This is a genomic window from Kroppenstedtia sanguinis (assembly GCF_050433445.1).
GTDB lineage: Bacteria > Bacillota > Bacilli > Thermoactinomycetales > DSM-45169 > Kroppenstedtia > Kroppenstedtia sanguinis.
The window spans coordinates 77,450-94,471 of sequence record NZ_JBNPXF010000012.1 but is presented as its reverse complement, the minus strand read 5'-3'; the positions used below and the strand labels follow the sequence as shown (position 1 = coordinate 94,471).

The 17,022-nt window shown below is 51.1% G+C and carries 19 protein-coding genes, 2 tRNA genes, 1 rRNA gene and 1 other RNA gene; all 23 read right to left on the bottom strand.

The window, feature by feature from the left end; genetic code table 11:
• Positions 1–79: ribosomal RNA gene (locus JOD24_RS09235) — 16S ribosomal RNA — on the bottom strand; the annotation flags it as partial.
• A 266-nt stretch (positions 80–345) separates the two neighbouring features.
• Positions 346–618 (bottom strand): pro-sigmaK processing inhibitor BofA family protein, encoded by a 273-nt coding sequence (locus JOD24_RS09230; RefSeq protein WP_380167624.1) that lies wholly within the window; start codon positions 616–618, stop codon positions 346–348.
• A gap of 73 nt (positions 619–691) precedes the next feature.
• On the bottom strand, positions 692–1,690 hold the full coding sequence (locus JOD24_RS09225; RefSeq protein WP_429246778.1) for a CPBP family intramembrane glutamic endopeptidase: 999 nt from the start codon (positions 1,688–1,690) through the stop codon (positions 692–694).
• A gap of 201 nt (positions 1,691–1,891) precedes the next feature.
• Positions 1,892–2,488, bottom strand: a complete 597-nt coding sequence (gene recR, locus JOD24_RS09220) for a recombination mediator RecR (protein ID WP_380167628.1) — start codon at positions 2,486–2,488, stop codon at positions 1,892–1,894.
• Between the two features lie 81 nt (positions 2,489–2,569).
• On the bottom strand, positions 2,570–2,881 hold the full coding sequence (locus tag JOD24_RS09215; protein ID WP_380167630.1) for a YbaB/EbfC family nucleoid-associated protein: 312 nt from the start codon (positions 2,879–2,881) through the stop codon (positions 2,570–2,572).
• 33 nt (positions 2,882–2,914) lie between these two features.
• The gene (gene dnaX / locus JOD24_RS09210; RefSeq protein ID WP_429246777.1) at positions 2,915–4,645 is read right to left on the bottom strand and encodes a DNA polymerase III subunit gamma/tau; all 1,731 of its coding nucleotides are present in this window, start codon (positions 4,643–4,645) and stop codon (positions 2,915–2,917) included.
• Positions 4,646–4,749: 104 nt separating this feature from the next.
• Positions 4,750–6,180, bottom strand: a complete 1,431-nt coding sequence (locus JOD24_RS09205) for an ATP-binding protein (RefSeq protein ID WP_380167634.1) — start codon at positions 6,178–6,180, stop codon at positions 4,750–4,752.
• Positions 6,181–6,339: 159 nt separating this feature from the next.
• Positions 6,340–6,606: signal recognition particle sRNA large type (ffs, locus tag JOD24_RS09200), an RNA gene on the bottom strand.
• Positions 6,607–6,770: 164 nt separating this feature from the next.
• A complete protein-coding gene (locus tag JOD24_RS09195) occupies positions 6,771–7,331 on the bottom strand; it encodes an Imm6 family immunity protein (RefSeq protein ID WP_380167636.1) in 561 nt (186 codons plus the stop codon).
• 85 nt (positions 7,332–7,416) lie between these two features.
• Positions 7,417–7,509: transfer RNA gene (locus tag JOD24_RS09190), tRNA-Ser, on the bottom strand.
• Between the two features lie 80 nt (positions 7,510–7,589).
• Entirely contained in the window at positions 7,590–8,048 is a 459-nt protein-coding gene (tadA, locus tag JOD24_RS09185; RefSeq protein ID WP_380167638.1) for a tRNA adenosine(34) deaminase TadA, read from the bottom strand.
• A gap of 12 nt (positions 8,049–8,060) precedes the next feature.
• A complete protein-coding gene (locus JOD24_RS09180) occupies positions 8,061–8,504 on the bottom strand; it encodes a Fur family transcriptional regulator (RefSeq protein WP_380167640.1) in 444 nt (147 codons plus the stop codon).
• Positions 8,505–8,507: 3 nt separating this feature from the next.
• On the bottom strand, positions 8,508–9,371 hold the full coding sequence (locus tag JOD24_RS09175; protein ID WP_380167642.1) for a metal ABC transporter permease: 864 nt from the start codon (positions 9,369–9,371) through the stop codon (positions 8,508–8,510).
• Positions 9,368–10,156 carry a metal ABC transporter ATP-binding protein gene (locus tag JOD24_RS09170; RefSeq protein ID WP_380167644.1) on the bottom strand — a complete coding sequence of 263 codons (789 nt, stop codon included), beginning with the start codon at positions 10,154–10,156 and terminating at the stop codon, positions 9,368–9,370. Before JOD24_RS09170 ends, JOD24_RS09175 begins: the two co-directional genes overlap by 4 nt.
• A gap of 237 nt (positions 10,157–10,393) precedes the next feature.
• Positions 10,394–10,771, bottom strand: a complete 378-nt coding sequence (locus JOD24_RS09165) for a YndM family protein (protein ID WP_429246776.1) — start codon at positions 10,769–10,771, stop codon at positions 10,394–10,396.
• Positions 10,765–10,905, bottom strand: a complete 141-nt coding sequence (locus JOD24_RS09160; RefSeq protein ID WP_380164961.1) for a hypothetical protein — start codon at positions 10,903–10,905, stop codon at positions 10,765–10,767. The genes JOD24_RS09165 and JOD24_RS09160 overlap by 7 nt, the downstream gene beginning before the upstream one ends.
• Entirely contained in the window at positions 10,902–13,055 is a 2,154-nt protein-coding gene (locus JOD24_RS09155; RefSeq protein WP_380164959.1) for a YhgE/Pip family protein, read from the bottom strand. The genes JOD24_RS09160 and JOD24_RS09155 overlap by 4 nt, the downstream gene beginning before the upstream one ends.
• A 106-nt stretch (positions 13,056–13,161) precedes the next feature.
• Positions 13,162–13,755, bottom strand: coding sequence for a TetR/AcrR family transcriptional regulator (locus tag JOD24_RS09150; protein WP_380164957.1), 594 nt, complete (start codon positions 13,753–13,755; stop codon positions 13,162–13,164).
• Between the two features lie 71 nt (positions 13,756–13,826).
• Positions 13,827–13,902: transfer RNA gene (locus JOD24_RS09145), tRNA-Arg, on the bottom strand.
• Positions 13,903–14,276: 374 nt separating this feature from the next.
• Positions 14,277–16,121, bottom strand: coding sequence for an asparagine synthase (glutamine-hydrolyzing) (gene asnB, locus JOD24_RS09140; protein ID WP_380164955.1), 1,845 nt, complete (start codon positions 16,119–16,121; stop codon positions 14,277–14,279).
• A 111-nt stretch (positions 16,122–16,232) separates the two neighbouring features.
• Positions 16,233–16,469, bottom strand: a complete 237-nt coding sequence (locus JOD24_RS09135) for a hypothetical protein (protein WP_380164953.1) — start codon at positions 16,467–16,469, stop codon at positions 16,233–16,235.
• Between the two features lie 5 nt (positions 16,470–16,474).
• Positions 16,475–16,711, bottom strand: coding sequence for a hypothetical protein (locus tag JOD24_RS09130; protein WP_380164951.1), 237 nt, complete (start codon positions 16,709–16,711; stop codon positions 16,475–16,477).
• A gap of 16 nt (positions 16,712–16,727) precedes the next feature.
• Positions 16,728–16,964: a hypothetical protein gene (locus tag JOD24_RS09125; protein ID WP_380164949.1), complete on the bottom strand. Its 237-nt coding sequence runs from the start codon at positions 16,962–16,964 to the stop codon at positions 16,728–16,730.
• Between the last annotated feature and the right edge of the window lie 58 nt (positions 16,965–17,022).

The window sequence follows — 17,022 nt, the reverse complement described above, 5'->3', positions numbered from 1 at the left end:
CTTCATCGGTTCGCTCGACTTGCATGTATTAGGCACGCCGCCAGCGTTCGTCCTGAGCCAGGATCAAACTCTTCAATAAAGAGTTGATTGCTCATAATATGACAGGGTCGTTCATTCGCTCTTCAGTTTTCAAGGAACGCTCGATCTCGCTGTTTATAGCCGTTTCCGAGGCGCTCACCTCTTTCGCGGCGACAAGATCTATCTTATCATGCTCAGTTGTTCTTGTCAACAGCTTTTTTCTTTTTCTTTCGTCTGCCTCGGACCGGCTCGGTCGAGCTGATCTCGCGGCGACAAATATTAATTTAACATGATCTTCTTCATTCGTCAACCCTTTTTTTGATTTATTTATCCCGCCAACAAAAACAGTTTCACCAGCACCAAACATACCAGTCCCGGCAATCCAAGTACTCCTGTAATAAAGGCAGTTACCGGATTGATGGGGATACGGAATTCCATCCATTCCGCTGCCAAGTTCAGCACAAACAACAGCAAGGCCCCCACCGCCGAATATAACAGACTGTACCAAATCCAACGGAGGGGTTTCACCACGGATCTGCTGATCAACATAAACAGGATCACACTGACCACAACAGCCAGCAGCCACCATTCAATCGCCATCCCCCTCGCCTCCTTTCCGTTGGTACAAGCATATGAAGGTAGAGGTGAAGATAGAACGGGGGTGACCCGGGGATCATCCGTTCATTTGAAACAAGTCCAGTATCACAGAAACGGTATTGTTCACAATATGAAAAAGAATAGGTACCCAGAGGTTTTTAAAATAAGCATACATGATGCCCATGATCAGCCCCATTACAAAGAGTGGTGCCAGAAAGGCCACATCCACATGAGACAGGGCAAACAAAGCAGAGGAAAGAATGACAGCGACTGCAACTCCCACTCGCTTCGCCAGGACTCCCATCAGAACTCCCCGAAAGAGTATCTCTTCTGCAACAGGCCCGATCATGCCGATCATGAGCACTTGTCCCGCTGCGAACATCCAACCGGAGCCCGCCGCCTCTGTCAATCCCTGACTGATGCTGTCTTCCCGCCATGAAGTCATTTCCAGGGAGAAGGCTCGTGCCACCGGTTCCGTCACCAGAGGATCCAACAGAAAGTAAATGAAGGCATATGCGGCCCCTACAATAAAAACGATCTGCAACCAGCTTCGGACCGGGAGGGAACGGAACCCCAGACTGGATAAGCGTCCCCGAAACAAGAAGAGAGCCAACAAAACCATGAACAGATGGGGAAGATAGGGGAGAAATGTAGCAATCCAACCCTCATCTTGGGAAAAGGGTGATAAGAGAAACAAGGAAGCCAAGGTGAGTACCTGAATCCAGGCAAAGTAGTAAGCCAAATCTGTTCCCCGAAGTGGGTTGCCCACGGTTTCCTTCTCATACCGAAAGCCTCCGGCCACACCAGTCACCAGAAACAGAAGGGAGACCAACAACGTCCCCATGAGCCACAACAGGATCTGGACTGCAAAGAAGGGCTCTGCGCCTCCTTCGGTGGCTCGCCACAGCCCTTCCCCCGTTTTTTCCCACTCAAGAGAGGAAAACTCCATGGGAATCATATAGAAATAACCGAAACAGAGTAGCCAAGCCGATACCAAGCGAAGTATGGCGGAGACAGGTTTTTTGTCCGGACCCGGCCCCTTCACGGCAGGCTGGATGGAGACATTCGGAAGCATTGAGGAAATCCCCTCCTCGGAAGAGTTGTGATGCCTGTGAGTCTACAACCTCCTATCCGGCCGGTTCAGTCGAGCCGGATACGTTCCTTTCTTAACTTTACGCCCGAGTGCCAGCTGAGTACGAGGCAGGGGTTCTCCCGGATGTATTTTACAATGCTTTAGGATCATCCGAGAGGCCGGGCAAAAACCTACCGAATCAGTTCAAAGCTCCCTTCTACCTTCCAGAGCCTTGCTCAACGTAACTTCATCGGCATATTCCAGGTCACCACCCACTGGCAGGCCGTGGGCAATTCGAGTTACTTTAATACCGAAGGGTTTCACCAATCGTTGCAAGTACATCGCAGTAGCTTCACCTTCAATATTGGGGTTGGTTGCCAAAATCATTTCCTGAACGGTTTCATCTTCCAGCCGTTTCAACAAGTCTGGAATGCTCAGCTCATCGGGTCCGATTCCTTCCATCGGCGAGATCGCGCCATGCAACACGTGATACAAACCGGCGAACTCCCGAGTTCTTTCCATTGCGATCACATCTCTCGGATCTTGTACAACACAGATCATGGAACGATCCCGGCTTTTATCCCTACAGATGGAGCAGACCGGCTGGTCTGTGATATTGCTGCACACTTGGCACCGTTTTAAATCTCTCTTGGCATGAACCAGCGCTTTGGCCAGTTCCATCACATCTTCTTCTTCCATCCCCAGCACAAAGAAAGCCAGGCGTTGGGCCGTTTTGGGTCCAATACCCGGCAACCTCATAAACCCGTCAATCAGTTTGGATATGGGCTCAGGTGTATTCATCTGCCCTCCCCCCTTTCTCTTTCTGTTGGTTGAAATTAAGTAAAGAGCCTGTTCAGTGAACAGGCTATAGATGGGATCCGCTTAAAACAGCCCTGGGACATTCAAGCCTCCGGTCAATTTCCCCAAGTCTTTCGAAACCAGGTCGTCCACCTTTTTCATCGCTTCGTTAAATGCAGCAGTCACCATGTCCTGTAACATTTCCACATCTTCGGGATCTACCGCTTCCGGGTCGATCTCCACAGAAAGCACTTGTTTCTGCCCGTTCATCACAACCTTGACGACACCGCCTCCTGCTGTTCCCTCCACTTCCTTTTCAGCCAGCTCCTCTTGCGCCTTGGCCATTTGCGCTTGCATCTTTTTCATCTGCTTCATCATTTGGTTCATATTTTTCATTTATTCAAACCTCCTCGCCCACGGTGAAGTGGGTCAGTCCGTGATTTCAACCATATCTTTGCCAAACATCTCTACAGCTCGTTCTACGGGATCGTCAGTCTGAAGTCTTTCCTTCGGAGGGACGCTGGCTTTCCCGGCTTTATTCCCAGAAGAGGAGTTCCCTGCAGCCGAACGCTCTTTTTCCCAATCCTCCCGCATCACGGTCATCAGACGGATCGTAGAGCCAAGTATTTCTTGGATCACTTGCTCAATCAGCTTTTTATTGGAGTCCTTCTCCGTGGTCTCCCGGTGAATGTTGTTTTTAAAGGCCACCAAAAGTGTATCTTCTGTAGCCGCAACCGGCTCCCCATCGATCAACCAGGCATGAACCGTGATTTTTCGCTCTTTGACCCGGGCCAGCACATCCGGCCATGCCCGTTGGAGCTTTTGCAAAGCTTCGGCGGAGGCTTCTTTCAACAATGGGGCCAAGCGGGCCGAACCTCCACTTTTTCTCGCCCCTGTCCCTTTCCTGCTTCCCGTTGTCGATTCCCGCTGCACAGAGGGAGGGGGGGACGGCTCGGCAACTGGCGAGGAAATAGCTAGACCGCTCAATTCCTCCACTTTTTGTTGCAGCTGTTTTAACTGTTGTTGCAGGGAAGAGATCAGCTCCCCCTCTCCATGCTCTGGAGACGAAGAGGACTCAGATTGGTGACAAATTCGAACCAATGCCATTTCTAAAAGCACCTGGGGATGGGGAGCCCATTTCAGCTGTTGTTGCGTTTGAATCAGGGTCTCCAAGATCTCTTCCAACTCATCGATGGACCCTTTTTTTATCAGCTGCTTCCATCGTTCTTCTCCCGCCAACCGTTCTTGCACTTCTTTTAATTCCGGAGCGGCGGCCAGCAACAGCAGATCACGGGACAACTGCACCAAATCCTGGACCAGTCTTTCCGCCTCCAGACCGTCTGCCAATAACGCCGCCACCTTCTCTAGAGCTATACTTGTATCCCGACGGAGACAAGCCTCCATCAAGTCACCCAAGGTAGCGCGGGAGACAGATCCCGTCACCGACAGAACAGCGGCCTCATCCACCTGGTCATCGGAAAAAGCGAGTACCTGGTCTAACAAGCTGAGGGCATCCCGCATTCCCCCGTCTGCCGCTTGGGCTATCACCGCCAAAGCAGAATCCTCTGCCTGAATCCCTTGGGAATCACAGATCTCCCGTAGGTGTCCCAGCGTATTCCCCAGGGTATGACGACGAAAAGAAAACCTTTGGCAACGGGAGATGATGGTGGATGGTAATTTGTGCGGTTCCGTAGTCGCCAAGATGAAGAGCGCATGTCCAGGAGGCTCTTCCAGCGTTTTCAGAAGGGCATTGAAGGCTTCCGCAGTCAACATATGAACTTCGTCCACGATGTATACCTTATAACGCACTTCCGAGGGAGTATATTTCACCTTGTCCCGGAGGTCCCGGATCTCGTCCACTCCCCGGTTGGAAGCGGCATCGATTTCCACCACGTCCATCAAGGATCCTTCTGTGATCTTACGGCAAGCATCACATTCGTTACAAGGTTCCGGTGCCGGTCCCCGCTGACAGTTCACCGCTTTCGCCATAATCTTGGCAGCACTGGTCTTCCCTGTTCCCCGAGGCCCGCTGAAAAGATAGGCATGGGAAAAATGGCCCTCGGCCAGGGCATTTTTCAAGGTGGTGGTGACATGTTCTTGTCCGATGAGGTCTTCAAACTTTTGTGGACGCCAAACGCGGTACAGTGCCCGATACGACACGTGCAACCCCCCAAACTTCCTCCGTGATGCGGTTGAGGGCACAAAGTGGATAATGTATTTATCATACTATAGAATTAGGGATTTTTCCAAAAGGAAAACCCACCTCAGTTACAGGGGGGACAGTCTTGAACGCAAGGGAGAATCACACTGAAATTGCTTCCCATTTCACCAGAGGAGACTCGAATTTTCCCTCCAATATCCTCAATGATCTGTTTGCTAACCGCCAATCCAAGACCAGTTCCGTTCTCCTTGGTGGTGTAGAAAGGGTCAAATATGAGGTTGATCTCCGAAGGCGGAATACCCGGACCCTGATCCTCCACTTCCAGAATTAATCGTTCTTTCTCCCCGCTCAGGCGAAGTTGAAGCAAGCCTCCTTCTCCCATGGCTTCGATTCCGTTTTTGCATAAATTTAAAACTACCTGTTTCAATAATTCCGGATCCGCCCACACAGGAGGTAACTCTTTGAGTCCAGGTAAATAACGAACTTCGATGTTATAGAGGATCGCCTCATTTTCAACGATCGGAAGCAGTTCCCGGAGAGAGCGATCCAATTCCACCGGGCGTTTCTTGACGTTCCGAGGTTTACCCATCAACAGAAACTCGCGGAGCAGATGATTGATCCGGTCGATCTCCCGAAGCATAATTTCGGCGTAGCCCTGACCTTTTAAGTCTCCCTTCTCGTCTAGGGTATGACGGATCACCTGCAGGAATCCCCGGATTGAAGTCAGTGGATTCCGAATTTCGTGAGCAGTTCCTGCCGCCATCTGGCCGATCATCGCTAACCGATCGGTCTGTCGAACCTTCAGGTCCAACAGATAGTTCCGGGTGATGTCGGTCATGATGAGCAAGCCTTCTTCCCCAAATTCAGTCGCGATTTCGTAATCCACGGTAACCACTTGGGGAACGCCCTCCAAGATCCAGGAGGCCGAAATATCCTGAAAAGGTTCCCTGCGGCGGATGCGATCCTGCAGTTCGCTGATTCCTTCCCCGCCTCGGAGCTGGGAAAACAGCCGGTCCGCTTCACGCCCACACAGGTCATTTCTCTTCACACCCAACATTCGGCAAGCGGCAGGATTGATTTCCACCACTCGTAATGAAGAATCCAACAGGACCAAGCCCTGGGGCAAACTGTTCATCATCCACTCTCCATGTCGTTGCAAATGGTGAGAGCTTGGATCTTGGAAATATATCCAGTAGAGATGGTACCACCCATCACCACTTTTTCCGGAAATCCGCTGCAGGGTCACCACCTTGGGAGAGGATCCCAAAAGAAGCAACTCTCCTTGTACCCACTGGAGACCGTCGTGGACATCCGGATGACGGAGACACTCTATCTCCTCCGGAGGAAGCTGGAGATGACGATCCAATGGTTGCTCCACCACTTGATCCAATGGGCATTGAAGCAGCTTCAGGAACTGCGGGCTCACCGTTTGGACCACCCCTTGGTCATCCGCCATCACCATGGCCTGGGGACATTTTTCCACCCAGGATGTCAGTTGATCGGGATGTAATTCCAGATGAAACGCGATGGGCACCTTACAACCACCTCCATCCCCGTAGTGAGTGGATGTATCTTCATCCAATGATGATATCAATATTTTTCCTTATTCAATTTATTCGCCCCGCCTCTCGGTCTTCCTGCATAAAAAAAGCAAACCGCTGATTTCGGTTCGCTTGGTGTTTTTAATGATGTACCGCGCACCCACCTTCGACCTCCTTCGCCTGGGCGGGCCCCATGCATTCGACTCGGATCAGGCGCCCCTGCGGCACACGAGAGGTTCTCCTTAGTGCTGCTTCCGTCAGGACCTGACACGGTTCAGAGATTCCCGTTGCGCAGGACCTGTTCGTCAACATCTCCTGCATGGGCCAGACCCCACACGATGAAAGCCTCAGGCGGGAATTCAATCCCGCTGTAGCGGATTGCGGGTTATAGGGCACCGCTACCTCCCCATCTAGCGCGGCTCGTTCATTGTAACACAGAACAGATCATCCCACAACGGATATCATTGGAATTCCAAGGGCTGCTTCCGGTCGATCCGCCTTAAAACCACAAGATTTCTTAACGGGCTAAAACAAAAGAACCCGGTGGGAGATCCTCCCCGGATTCTCCTTATCCATATTCGCATCAATTACCGCACCGGGATCCTTGTTCTTGTAGCATACCCAACATCTCGGATCGGTGAGGCTTTTTATCACTACCTGCTGGATAATGTGCAAGCAGATACTCTTTTAAAGATTCCGACCATTCTTCTTGATAGCCTTTAACTTTAGCGATCTTCTTCATAAACTCTTCATCCATATATTCATCATCACTTACTATTTCAATAGACTGTGGATAATAATCTTGTTTTTCGTATCGATATGCCAGCCAAGTAGTATAACATACTGCATCAACTACACAAGACCAAATTAATTCTGCCTGCGGACCATATGCATGATCACCCACATAAGAAAGGCCATCAATAAAAATTAATCCCTCTTCATCTCCATTCTCTACAGTCTCATAAAGTTCATCCCCACTATGCTTTTTCTCTTCAATCCATTCCCAGCACATATTGATCGCTTCTCTAACCTGAGGATACCAATCGAGATTTTCTATTTTAGTAAGCACTCTTTCCAAATGTGTCAATAAAAAAAACACCCTGGCATCTTCATTCACATTTTCAACCCACTTCACCCATTTCATTTCATCAACCTCATCCTATTTCTTCAATTTGAAAGTTTCTTTTAGTAATAAAAAAAGGCCTTGTTAAAACAAAGCCTTTCGTATGTGGCGGAGAGGGTGGGATTCGAACCCACGGTACGGGGAGAACCCGCACAACGGTTTTCGAGACCGCCTCCTTCAACCACTCGGACACCTCTCCGTAATGCCTGACAATTTATTATCATAGTTTAAATGCATGCTGAAGTCAAGGGGTTTTCTGCGGACCCCCTTGTCCAAACTTCAATTCCTGCGCTGCCTGAGATTGCGGAAAAAAGTTTTTAATAACTCCGCGCATTCCTGTTCCAAGATCCCCCCCACCACTTCCACCTGGTGATTGAAGCGGTCGTCCTGAGGGAGGTTCATCAGGGTACCGGCGCAACCGCCCTTGGGATCATAAGCACCATAGACCAGGGTGTCCAACCGGGACAAGAGGATGGCACCGGCACACATGGGGCAGGGCTCCAGGGTGACAACCAGTTCACATCCTGCTAACCTCCAGCCTCCCAGGCGGTCGGCGGCTTCCCGGATGGCGATTATCTCGGCGTGAGCGGTGGGGTCTTGATGGCTCTCCCGCAGGTTATGCCCTCGGCCGATAATCTCCCCCTCCCGTACTAGGATCGCACCAATCGGCACTTCTCCCTTCGCTTCCGCCTGCTCGGCTTCGCGGATCGCTTCCATCATCCACTGATCATAACTCACATCGCCACCGCCTCATCCTTTGCTACCGTGCAACTCCTTCTCTCCGGAAGCGCAATCCTGACAAAATCCGAAGATCTCAAACTTATGATCGGTAATAGTGAAATCTTCAGGCTCCCCAAGGATAGCATTCATGGGACAGACATTGAGTGAACGGGTCTTGCCACATTCCTTGCAGATCAGATGGTGATGGTGATGCTCCCCACCACAGTGAAAACGGTAGCGGCGCTCCCCCTCCCACTCCGTCCCCTCCACAATTCCCAGGTCCTCAAACAAGGACAGATTCCGATATACTGTATCCACGCTCAATCCTGGATACTCTCCCTGCATCTCCTCCAGGATCTGTTTCGCAGTCAGGTACCGGTTTTCTCGGTTGAAGATCTGTACCATTCTTTCCCGTTTTCCTGTGAATTTGTATCCTTGGGATTTCAATGTGTCCAAAGCCAGTTCCATATCCACCGCTTATCCCTCCTGAATCTTTCTCCCCTTGGCCAAGGTATGAAAGAGCCGTTTGCCTCCTGTGACCAGCAACAGGATCAAGACAGAGACCAGGATAATGGTCCCCCCCGATGCCCAGTCCAGATAAAACGCAGCGGCCAATCCACTCAAAACGGAAACCTCAGCGAGGAGGATCGACCAAAACAACGCTTGCCGGAAGCTGGATGCCAACTGCATGCCGGCGGCTACCGGCAAAGTGACCAACCCGGAAACCAACAAAATGCCGACGACTCGGATGGAGGCAGTGATCACCAAAGCTGTCACTAAGCTGAAGAGGAGGTGGATCCAGCGGCGGGGCACCCCTGAAAACACCGCAGCCTCTTCATCGAAGGAGAGAACAAACAACTCTTTGTAAAAAAGGATGACCATGACTGTCGCCAATATGCTTGCCGTGAAGATCGCTGTCAAATCCGATGAGCCCACGGTCAGAATACTGCCAAAGAGATAGCCCGCCACATCCACATTAAAACCATCGGCGGCACTGATCAACACTACACCGAGACCCACCCCACCAGAGAGAACTACTGGAATCGCCAACTCCTGGTATGAACGATACAGGTGGCGAAAACGATCTACAAACAAGGACGCCCCCGCTGAAAATACCATCCCCATATATAATGGATTCCACGATTGGAGGAGAGGAATATGTTTTTGTAGCAGAAGACCCGCCGCCACACCAGACAAGGTGACATGGGCCAGGGCATCGGCGATGAGGGAGAGTCTTCTCACCACTAAAAAAAGTCCGACCATCGGAGCGATCACACCGATGATCAACCCGGCGATGAGGGCCCGTTGCATAAAATCATAATGAAGTATCATGTCCATCATAACAGAGGATGCGTCGCCTTCGCATCCACCCCTCCTTTTGGAACGGAGCCGGCAGGATTACCGGACGCCGCCATCGCGATTCTATCTCCCTCATTCCACATCGATGGACCGCCTCCCTCAGCCAGAGAGTGCCCCCGGTTCAACCAAATCACTCGATCCACTCGGTCCGCCACGGCCTGCAGATCATGGGTGATCAGCAGGAGGGAGAGTCCCTTCTCCCGGTGAAGGTGACTCAGCAAGTGGTGGAAATCCCGAACGGAAGGGGAGTCCACCCCAACGGTAGGTTCATCCAGGATCAAAAGGTCCGGGTCACTCACCAGTGCTCTGGCGATAAAGGTTCGTTGTTGCTGCCCGCCAGAGAGGCGACCGATTCGCTGACCAGCTAGAGCGCTGAGACCGACCTGGTGGATCACTTCTTCCACCCGCATCCAATGTTGTTTCTTCATCCGCCGGAACAGCCCCAGCTTCCCAGTCAGTCCTGTTGCGACCACTTCCCTGACAGTGGCCGGGAAATCGAGGTTAAAGCTGTTCGCCTTTTGAGACACATAACCGATCCGGGACCATTCCCTAAATCGATTCACCGGCTGGCCGAAGAGAAAGATTCTCCCTGAATCAGGTGGCATGGAACCGAAGGCCAGTTTGATCAATGTCGATTTACCGGAACCGTTGGGACCGGCCAAAGCCAGAAATTCACCGGATTCCAAAGTCAGATCAACTTCCTCCAGCACCGGTCGGTGATCATAAGAAAAATGGACCCGTTCCATTTTCAGCACAGATTCTTCCATTTCTCGCCCGCGCCGACCCCCATATCGACCGCGGCTCCCTCCTTTTTATGCAGGCTTGGATGAAGTCATTATACCGGAACTCTGCCTCTTTGTAAATCGTAATAATTACGTTTTATTCACAAATAAAAAAGACAGGGTAACCCCCCCCGTCCTGATTTTCTAACATCTATCGTCGATTCACCTTTTGTCATCTGCCTGAACGACTCTTGCAACCTCTGCCGTCACTGAGGAAGCAATTTATTGTTCATCGGCAACCTGGGCAGAATCCATGAACACCTGATTCTTCATATACTTATGGAATAGGATTTCCCCCATTGCGATAAAAAAAGCTGACATGAAAGAAGCGGCTCCCAACGGAGCGAAGGCTCCAAGCAAAATAGGAGCCAACACCCAGATTCCAAACCACGTGAGAGCCAGGTCGGCCATCGTCGCCACAACATTTCCAAATCGGGGCAGGATCAATAAGTCTCCGATTAAAAACGAAACAACAGTTAATACAATACTTGCGGTAAAGACAGACGGAAAGGAAATGACACGAAAAGATGCTAAAACCAGCCACAGTATGACGAAAGTCATTGCAAACTTGATCAGCAACGCTTTAAGGTACCTCACCACACTTCTTCCCTTCTCCATGGATTATTTTCAGGATGTCCTTTGTCCCAGAAACTACTCATCATTTTTTCCATTTGAGTATCAAAAAGCCCGCCCGTCTCCATGGGGAAGGAGACAGGCGGGCTTTTTTTACTCATCCGTTATCCACTGCTATCCTCGATTTCAACTTGCGGGGCAGGGTCCGCCACAACCATTCTGCCAGCTTACGCAACAGCCATGCCGCGAGCCCGATTCCGATCAGGATTCCGGCCTTCTCCATGATCACCTCTGTATCCCCAGTAGAAATGACTGCCCGCAAGCCCTCAATGGAATAGGTCATGGGCAGGAAGGGGCTAACCTCCTGGAAGAAGGTGGGCAACAGATCCACGGCATAGGTACCTGCGCTAGAGGTGAGTTGAAACATCAGTAACAATATCGCGATAAAACGTCCCACATCCTTAAAGGCTGAGACCAGGAAGTGATTGATCGATGTAAACACAATGCCTGTGATTACTGCAAACAGATAGAGCCAGCCTTCATGTTCCGGTTCAATCCCCACCCAGTGAATCAGGACGAAAACAAGCAACAGCGCTTGCAGGGTACCCATCAACAGGGCAGAGCTCCCGGAGAAGGGGCGGGTGTCATTTCCGAGCAACGGCCGTTTCAGATCCATGACAGTGAAGAAGATCATTGCTCCCACCCAGAGAGACAGGGAGACGAAGTAAGGTGCGAAACCAGTAGCATAATTGGGTATCGGATGAACGCGCTCTTTATCCACCTGGACCGGATCGGCGATCTGGTCCGCCTTCAATCCCTTTCCTGCCAGTGCTTCTCGCGCCGCATTCACCCCTTCGGCCAACTTGTCGGCCAAAGTGTTTTGTCCATCGGAGATTTCGTCCAACCCGTGTGAAAGTCCCTTCAACCCAGTGGAAAGTTTGACCAAACCGTCAGACAGTTTTCCCGGTGCTTGCGCCAACTGTTCCACGCCTTGATCCAGCTTTTGCCCTCCGGTCATCAGCTGATCCAGGCCTTCTTTCAGCTCGCCCAATTTTCCAGACAGGACAGTGGCACCAGAGTGAAGTTCCTTCACTCCCTTTAGTTGCTGGTCCATCCCCTTTTGAACCGCCCCAATTCCATCCACCACTTGGGTTTGACCCCCGTACATCTGATCGATGGAGTTTTGTGCCTGTTTCAGGTCCTGTTCCAAGCGAGTAGCCCGCTCCAACAAGCCGGTATGTGCCCTTCGATTCTCCTCCAGCGCCTTCTTCAGCTGAACTGCGTCCGGATCATCGGCTAATTCGGGATGTTTTTGGATCATCTGTTTATAGCGTTGATCCGCTTCACTGCTGTGACTCTGCAATTTGCGAGCCATCTCGGAGATCGCCGCCGCTCCCCGTTCCAGTTTCGGATTGTGAATAATATCTTTGAACTTGCCGATTCCATCTCGGACCTGGGAGGCCCCTTCCTGCAGACGGGGCAGGTCCTTCATTCCTTTTTCAATCCCCGATTCCAATTCGCCGAGGCCGCTGTCCAACTTACCGGCTCCGGACTGCAGCTGACTCGTGCCGGATCCTGCTGTGTTCAGACCCTTCACCAATTCGCCGACCCCAGCACTCAACCGGCTGACAGCCTGATCTAACCCGTGTACGCCTGAGGCCAATTGAACCGCCCCTTCTTCCAACTGACCTGTTGCATTCTTCGCTTTTCCAGTCGCCTCTGCCAGTTCCGAGGCACCTTTCGACGCTTTATCCAGGGAATCGGTGGATGTCTCCACTTCGTCAAAAAGAGCTTCTGCATAGCTGTGAGTCAACTTTTCTCTTAACTGATCCTGCAATCCCTGGATCATTCGTTGACCAACTTGGGAAGAGAGATAGTTGGCTCCTTCGTTCACTCGATATTCCAGCTGCCCCTTAAGAGGCTTTGGATCTTGTAAACTGATGGCTTGGCGGGAAAAGTCCTTCGGAATCACCACCGCTAGGTGGTACTCTCCTTTCTCCAGACCGTGCTCCATCTCCGCCCGGTTCACAAATTTCCATCCGAATTGATCGTCTTCCTGAAGATGGTCAACCAGTTCTTTTCCCACATTGACGGTTTCCTCGTCCTTTTGCGCTCCCCGGTCTTCATTAACAACCGCCACAGACAGGTTTTCCATCTGATCATAGGGATCAAAAAAGGCCGTCAAATAAATGCCGCTATATAAAAGAGGAATACAAAGGATACCCAGGATCACTACAATCAGCTTGCGCTCTTTCCAAACCATTTCATTTAATGCAAGTGTGGTCTCTCTTTTTTTTCGCAACCACCCCATGGAGAAAAACGCCTCCTTCTTCTTCGACCCGATTGAGACCGAACTGACTGGTCAGTACAAAAAGGATTATATAACGAACTCTCTTTTTTGAAAAGGGTTATTTTCCTTATCGGGAAACCCCTACGCCTTTATATATCAATTGATTTAGATGATCCGCCATTTCGGCTATCCGTTCTTCCGGGGCTGATTTCTCATCGAGGTCGCGAAAGAGATCCTGCAATACAGCCACACTCGCCGCTCCGAAAATAGCAACAGCGGTATCGTGCCCTTTTAATGGAAGAAAGTGTCCACTGGAGACCCCCTCCTCCAGCACATCTTCGATCAGTTCCACCAATTCACGAAGGCGGGTGCGAAATTCATGCTGCCGTTCAATGGAACCCCAGGCTTCACTGATCAATAATTTGGCAAAAGTCCCATGATGGTAAAGATATTCCACCAGAGCTTCCAACAGACCCTCCAGTTGGTAAATCGGATCCTCTGTCGCTTCGATGCGCCGCCGCAACCGATCCATCAGCCGTTCCATGCCGTCATTCATTAAGGCGACGAACAGTTCTTCCTTGCCCTTGAAATGATAATAGATCGTCCCTTTTGCCACCCCGGCCTGACGTGCGATCTCATCCATCTTGGCCCTTTCAAAGCCGCTGTGTGCAAAAACTTCGACTGCCGACTGAAAGATCTGTTCAATGGTTTCCGGGCGCACGCGTCCCAACCTCCCCCGTTTTTTCCAAATACAGAAAACGCCTCCCTTGGTCAGGGAGGCTCTGACTGTTCTGGCACGCCCGAGAGGAATCGAACCTCCGACACGTGGTTTAGGAAACCACTGCTCTATCCACTGAGCTACGGGCGTATGATTTCAACCTATATCATACCAGAAGGAAGTCATCAGATGCAACTCCCACTCAGTCCTTCTACCATTGGAGGACTGTCCTCCCGAAGCTTCAACGCCTGCCTGAGCCGTGCCTTCTTCTGCGTTGCTGTTTTTTCCATTTGAATAGAGTTTCCGGTAACTCTAGCAGAACTCTGACTAATGATACGACTGCTACTAACAATTGAACCCACTTTTCCATCCAATCTCCCCCTTTTAAAGGTGGGTCGGGTTCCGTCCTTGTCTCAATTATAGAACATATGTTCGTAGTTTAACACCCATTCGACAAAAACTCCGTTACTTTTCGCCATAAAAAAATACCGCCACTGGAAAGGGGCGGCGGTGATCCCCGCGGGTTACTTGATAATCACGCGGTACTCTCTCAGCCATTGATCCAATTGAATCAGATAGGCGAACCACTGGGGAACGTTCATCAATTGGCCAAACCAGGGGAAGTGGATCCCCTTCAAATCCTGATCGGCAAATCGGCGCCAAGCGTCGAGATCGAGGAGATCCAGTACCGGTGAGGTTCCCTCATTCAAGATCCCCAGCGCTTGGTCCACCACTTGTTTCAAGTAGACTGGATGGTGGGTTTTGGGAAAGGGGCTCTTTTTTCGCCACAACACATCCTCCGGTAGCAGACCTGCCATCGCCTTTCGCAACAGCCCTTTTTCCCTTCCTTCACTCCGTTTCATCGACCAGGGAACGTTCCATACGTATTCCACCAGGTGATGGTCACAAAAGGGAACCCGCACTTCCAATCCCGCAGCTCGACTCATCCGGTCCAACCGATCCACTAGCGTGGGCATCCATCGGGTCAGGTTGAGATGGAAAATCTCCCGGATTCGCGCTTCTTCCAGAGACTCCCCCGGTAGCCGAGAAACTTCGGCCAAGGCTTCCTGGTAGCGATCCGCCATATACTCCAAAGGTCGAATCTTTTGAATCACTTCTGGGGAGAGGAACGGGACCCTCTCTGCAGTCAGTCGGGCCCAGGGAAAGGTGTCGGCATCGAGCAGCTCCCGCCGGTGGAACCAAGGATATCCACCGAACACCTCGTCAGCGCATTCTCCAGATAGGACCACGGTGGCCTCTTTTCTGATTTCCCTGCAAAACAGAAGCAGGGAGGAATCCACATCAGCCATTCCTGGCAGATCACGGGCTTGGAGAGCATCTGCCAGCGCCGTCACCAGCTCCGGGGTTTCGATTAAAATTTCGTGGTGTCGGGAGCCGATCTGGTCCACCATCCGACTCACCCAGGGAGCGTCGGCATGAGGCTGAAATTCATTGGGTCGAAAATACTGGTCATTTCCTACGTAATCCAACGAAAAAGTTTGTAGTGGCCCGCTCTTCTCTTGACGGAGGACCTCTGCGGCATAGGCGGAGATGGCACTGGAATCCAGCCCTCCTGATAACATCGCTCCCACAGGCACGTCGGATTCCATCTGACGGCGAACTGCATCCGTAAGCAGCTCCCGAACACGTTGAATCGTGGTCTGGGTATCATCAACATGGATTTGACTTTCCAGTCTCCAATAGGGATGCTGACGGACTCCACTTTGGTCCACTCGAAGTACATAACCAGGCAAGAGTTCCCGAACTCCCTTGAACACCCCATGTCCAGGGGTTCGGGAGGGTCCCATCACCAGCACTTCGGCCAAACCTTCCCCATCCACTTCCGGTGTCACTTCAGGATGGGCCAACAATGCTTTCAACTTGGAAGCAAACAAGAATCCCCCTGCTTTTTCCGTATAATAGAGGGGCTTGATTCCGAATCGGTCCCGGGCCATGAACAGGCTTTGCTCCCCTTCATCCCATATTGCGAAAGCAAAATTTCCGTCCAGGTGTTTAGGGGCAGCCTCTCCCCATTCTGCATAAGCGGCCAAGACCCGCTCAGCTTCCAATGGACTATGCAAAGGGTATCCTAGAGATTTCAATTCTCGAGACAAATCCCCTGTGTTAAACAGTCTTCCGTGAAAAGTGATAACCAGATTTCGGTTTCCGAATCGACGTACGATCGGTTGGGAGACGCCCTTGGGGTGGGTTCCGAGCAACTGCCGGTGACACAAGCCTGCTTGCGGAGACAGCCAAACCCCTTCCCCGTCCGGTCCTCGGCAACCCAGTTGCTGATTCATTCCTTCCAAGGTTGGTCGTTCCCGGCTCAGGTCCCGATTCCAATCGATCCAGCCGGTAATCCCGCACATGATGAATTCCCCCCAGACGGAGATGTGGGTTCGACCCTCCATTCATCGACAGAGAGTCGAACGCCTATTTTATTTTATGCAAGGGGGAGAGCAGAGGTGCTAAAAGGCAGATCATAACTGGATTCCGGCATAATTGTCGAATTCGATGCTCTGGTTATCCTGCAGATCATTATCCAGATTGGTCACTTGACCTGTTGGCATGGATAGACGTCCAGCTCCAATCACATAATTCCCGATATTCTGTTTAGTAGAATTGTGGTTTTGGACTACATTCACTCCTAGGGTGAGGGTCGCTCCTTGACTGAGGATGTTGTTTTTGATGACGCCGACGCTGATCTGGGCCGGCATCCATCCTACACCTGCCCTGTGCCAATGTTGTTGGTTTCTAGAATGAGTTGATCCTGCAGATCCGGATCTGCGTTCAGATGCAAGGCGATAGGAAGAGTACTTACCCCGTCGCCCACACTGGTGGAGCCTTGATTAAATTTGGAGGAATTTCGGTTCTGGATGATATTTTGGCCAAAACCAACCGAACCACCGGTCTGGACCTGATCATTTTTAAACAAACCGATATTGAAAAAGGCGGGCATGGATCCAACTCCTTCCTTAATAAACGAAGCTTACCCGGCTAGACGTGGACGTAATCGAGATATCCATCCGATCCGCATCCATGTGAATCACTTGCTGAACCGGAGCGACTACTTCCCCGTCGGTGGTCAGTTCCAACCCGTAGTTCTGTTTTTCCTTGGAACGGCTGGTCACTAGGTTATCCCCAATCACCAGACTCGAATCCGAGGAGATCCGGGTGACATCCAGACACCCCATCTCGGTTTTCAATCCCATATCGATCCCTCCCTCTGATCTCGCTCACGATTAGATATTGTATTTGAGTTGCGCCCAA

Bases quoted from the DNA above. Each gene is read 5' to 3' on its own strand.
- JOD24_RS09130 (WP_380164951.1), bottom strand. From the start codon at position 16,711: ATGCCCGCCTTTTTCAATATCGGTTTGTTTAAAAATGATCAGGTCCAG.
- JOD24_RS09170 (WP_380167644.1), bottom strand. From the start codon at position 10,156: ATGGAAGAATCTGTGCTGAAAATGGAACGGGTCCATTTTTCTTATGAT.
- JOD24_RS09125 (WP_380164949.1), bottom strand. From the start codon at position 16,964: ATGGGATTGAAAACCGAGATGGGGTGTCTGGATGTCACCCGGATCTCC.
- JOD24_RS09230 (WP_380167624.1), bottom strand. From the start codon at position 618: ATGGCGATTGAATGGTGGCTGCTGGCTGTTGTGGTCAGTGTGATCCTG.
- JOD24_RS09175 (WP_380167642.1), bottom strand. From the start codon at position 9,371: ATGATGGACATGATACTTCATTATGATTTTATGCAACGGGCCCTCATC.
- JOD24_RS09225 (WP_429246778.1), bottom strand. From the start codon at position 1,690: ATGCTTCCGAATGTCTCCATCCAGCCTGCCGTGAAGGGGCCGGGTCCG.
- asnB (WP_380164955.1), bottom strand. From the start codon at position 16,121: ATGTGCGGGATTACCGGCTGGATCGATTGGAATCGGGACCTGAGCCGG.
- JOD24_RS09195 (WP_380167636.1), bottom strand. From the start codon at position 7,331: ATGAAATGGGTGAAGTGGGTTGAAAATGTGAATGAAGATGCCAGGGTG.
- JOD24_RS09160 (WP_380164961.1), bottom strand. From the start codon at position 10,905: ATGAGTAAAAAAAGCCCGCCTGTCTCCTTCCCCATGGAGACGGGCGGG.
- recR (WP_380167628.1), bottom strand. From the start codon at position 2,488: ATGAATACACCTGAGCCCATATCCAAACTGATTGACGGGTTTATGAGG.
- JOD24_RS09155 (WP_380164959.1), bottom strand. From the start codon at position 13,055: ATGGGGTGGTTGCGAAAAAAAAGAGAGACCACACTTGCATTAAATGAA.
- JOD24_RS09215 (WP_380167630.1), bottom strand. From the start codon at position 2,881: ATGAAAAATATGAACCAAATGATGAAGCAGATGAAAAAGATGCAAGCG.
- JOD24_RS09135 (WP_380164953.1), bottom strand. From the start codon at position 16,469: ATGCCGGCCCAGATCAGCGTCGGCGTCATCAAAAACAACATCCTCAGT.